At 74.8% G+C, this 3346-nt stretch carries 1 protein-coding gene; it reads right to left on the reverse strand.

What is annotated here, in order from left to right; all coding sequences use genetic code 11:
• Positions 1–3346, reverse strand: a 3346-nt coding sequence (locus AA75_RS09240; protein WP_033819361.1) for a non-ribosomal peptide synthetase, incomplete at both ends; no start/stop codon positions are given.

The raw sequence follows: 3346 nt of genomic DNA on the forward strand, positions 1-3346 counted from the left end.
GGTTCAGGAACCACAACCGCTGCTGCGCGAACGACAACGGGACGGTCTGCGGCCGTTCCCGCCGGTGCAGGCCGCGGCGGGCACCGTCGGATCCGTCGAGCCGTTCCGCCAGCGCGGCGACCGTGGGCGCGTCGAACAGCACCCGGATCGGGACCTCGACCCCGAGGTCGGTGCGGATCCGGCTGACCAGCTTGGTGACCAGCAGCGAGTGACCGCCCAGCGCGAAGAAGTTGTCGTCGATCCCGACGCTCTCCAGCCCCAGCACCTCCGCGAACAGCGCACACACCGCCCGCTCGCGGTCGGTGCGCGCCGTACGGCCGGCCGACAGTGCGCCGAGGTCGGGGGCGGGAAGAGCACGGCGGTCCAGCTTGCCGTTGGGGTTCAGCGGCAGGGCGGCCAGCGGCACGAACGCCGACGGCACCATGTACTCCGGCAGCGCGGCCGCCGCCCGGGCCCGCAGCGCGGCGTGGTCGACGTCCGCCCCGGCCGCCGGGACCAGGTACGCCACCAGGCGCCGGTCGCCGGGCAGGTCCTCGCGGACCAGCACGGCGGCCTGGGAGACGGCCTCGTCGGCGGTGAGCACGGCCTCGATCTCGCCGAGCTCGATCCGGAAGCCACGGACCTTGACCTGGCTGTCCGAGCGCCCGAGGTAGTCGATCTGCCCGTCCGGGGTCCAGCGGACCACGTCGCCGGTCCGGTACATCCGGGAGCCGGGCGCGCCGAACGGGTCCGGCAGGAAGCGGTCCGCGGTCAGGCCGGGCCGGTTCAGGTAGCCGCGGGCGACGCCGGCACCCGCGATGAACAGCTCGCCCGGCACGCCCGACGGCACCGGGCGCAGGCCCCGGTCGAGCACGTACACCCGGGTGTTGCCGATCGGCCGGCCGATCGGGGGCGCCGAGGCGGCCTCCCGGTCGGTGTACCAGGCCGTCGCGTACACCGTGGTCTCGGTCGGCCCGTAGATGTTGGCGACCGTGGCGCCGGGCGCGGCGGCCCGGATCGCGTTCAGGGTGTGTGCGGGCAGCCCCTCGCCCGCGAGCACCACCATCCGGGCGTCCAGCTCCAGGCCGCCCTGCGCGACCAGGTTGGCCAGCGCGGACGGCACACCGCTCACCAGGCTGCCGCGCCAGCGGGTGCCGTCGCCCTCCAGCAGGGCCAGCAGGTCGCGGACGATCTCGATCCGGCCGCCGCTCAGCAGCGGGCCGAACATCTCGAACACCGACACGTCGAAGTTGAGCGAGGTCGAGGCCAGCACGTGCGACAGCCGCTCCGGGCCGATCTCGGCGACCGCCCAGGCCGCCAGGGCGGCGACGTTGCGGTGCTCGACCACCACGCCCTTGGGCCGGCCCGTCGAACCCGAGGTGTAGATCACGTACGCCGGGTGCTCTGGCCGCAGCTCGGCCGCCCGGGTGGGCGCCGTGTCCGGGGCCGCGGCGATCAGCGCCGCCGTGGCCGGGTCGTCCAGCACCACCAGCGGCACCCCGCCGTCTGCGACCACGGCCTTGGTCGCCCGGACCGCCACGGCCAGCACCGGTGCGGCGTCGGACAGCATGTACGCGATCCGGTCGGCCGGGTAGCCGGGGTCGACGGGCAGGTACGCGGCGCCCGACTTCAGCACCGCCAGGACCGCCACCATCATGTCCGCCGAGCGCGGCAGGGACAGGGCGACCAGGGTCTCCGGGCCGACGCCGTGGCCGGCCAGCAGCCGGGCCAGCCGGTTCGCCCGGGCGTCCAGCTCCGCGTAGCTCAGCTCGACGCCCGCGGACACCACCGCGACCGCCGCCGGCGTCCGCCGGACCTGCGCCTCGAAGAGCTCCGGCACGGTCCCGGCGGGCACCTCCAGCGCGGTGTCGTTGCGCACGGTCAGCAGGTCCCGGCGCTCCTCGGCGGTGAGGAGGTCGACCTCGGGCAGCCGGAGACCGGGCTCCGCCAGCACCGCTTCGAGCAGCAGGACCAGGCGCGCCACCATCGCCTCCACCGTCCGGTGGTCGAACAGCTCGGCCGCGTACACCACGCTGCCGGCGAACCCGGCCGCGCCCTCGTCGGCGAAGCTGAACGCGAGGTCGAACTTGGCGCCCTCGCCGGCCCCGGCGACGGGCTCGGCCTCGATACCGGGCAGGTCGAGGCCGACCGCACCGGCCGCCGCCTCGGCGAAGGTGAGCATCACCTGGAACAGCGGGTGCCAGGCCATCGAGCGAGCGGGGTTCAGCACCTCCACCAGCCGCTCGAACGGCACGTCCTGGTGCGCGAACGCCGCCAGATCCGCATCCCGCACCCGGCCCACCAGCTCACGGAACGTCGGATCACCCGACACATCCGTCCGCAGCACCAGCGTGTTCACGAAGAACCCGACCAGCTCGTCCAGCGCGGCATCGGTGCGGCCCGCGACCGGCGTGCCGAACGGGATGTCCGTCCCGGCACCCAGGCGCGACAGCAGCCCGGCCACCGCCGCCTGCACCACCATGAACGCCGTCGCCCCGCACTCCCGGGCCAGGTCACCGAGGCGGGAGCCCAGGTCGGGGTCGAGCCGGAACTCCACCACCCCGCCCTGCCGCCCGGCCTCCGCCGGGCGCACCCGGTCGGTCGGGAGCTCCAGCAGCTCGGGCGAGCCCGCGAGGGTGGCCCGCCAGAAGTCGAGCTGCGCCGAGATCAGGCTCTGCGGGTCGGACTCCTCGCCGAGCAGGCGACGCTGCCAGAGGGTGTAGTCCGCGTACTGGACCGGCAGTTCGGCCCAGCCCGGCGCGGATCCCGCGGTCCGGGCGGTGTACGCGGTCCGGAGGTCGGCGGCCAGCGGCGCCATCGACCAGCCGTCGGCCGCGATGTGGTGCAGCACGATCAGCAGTACCGACTCCTCGGCGCCGGTCTCGAACAGCAAGGCCCGCAACGGCAGATCGGTGGTGACATCGAACGGGCGGGCCGCGGCTCCGGCGATCCCCTCGGCGCCGCGGACCACCTCCAGCAGCTCACCGACCTCGGCGAGCTGCACCACCCGCTGGTACGGCACGCCGTCCAGCTCGGGGAAGACCGTCCGCAGGCTCTCGTGCCGGCCGGCCACGTCCCGCAGAGCGGCGCGTAGAGCAGCGATGTCGAGGGGGCCGGAGAGTCGCAGGGCGACGGGGATGTTGTAGGTGGGACCGGCGTCCTCGAAGCGGTTCAGGAACCAGAGCCGCTGCTGCGCGAACGACAGCGGCACCACCTCGGGGCGCTCGGCGCGGACCAGGGCGGCCCTCGCCCCTTCGGCACCGGCCAGCCCGGCCGCCAGGCCCGCGACCGTACCGGTCTCGAACAGCGCCCGGATCGGCAGCTCCACGCCGAGTTCGGTGCGGATGCGGCTGACCAGGCGGGTGAC

The organism is Kitasatospora sp. MBT63 (assembly GCF_000710465.2).
Lineage (GTDB): Bacteria > Actinomycetota > Actinomycetes > Streptomycetales > Streptomycetaceae > Kitasatospora.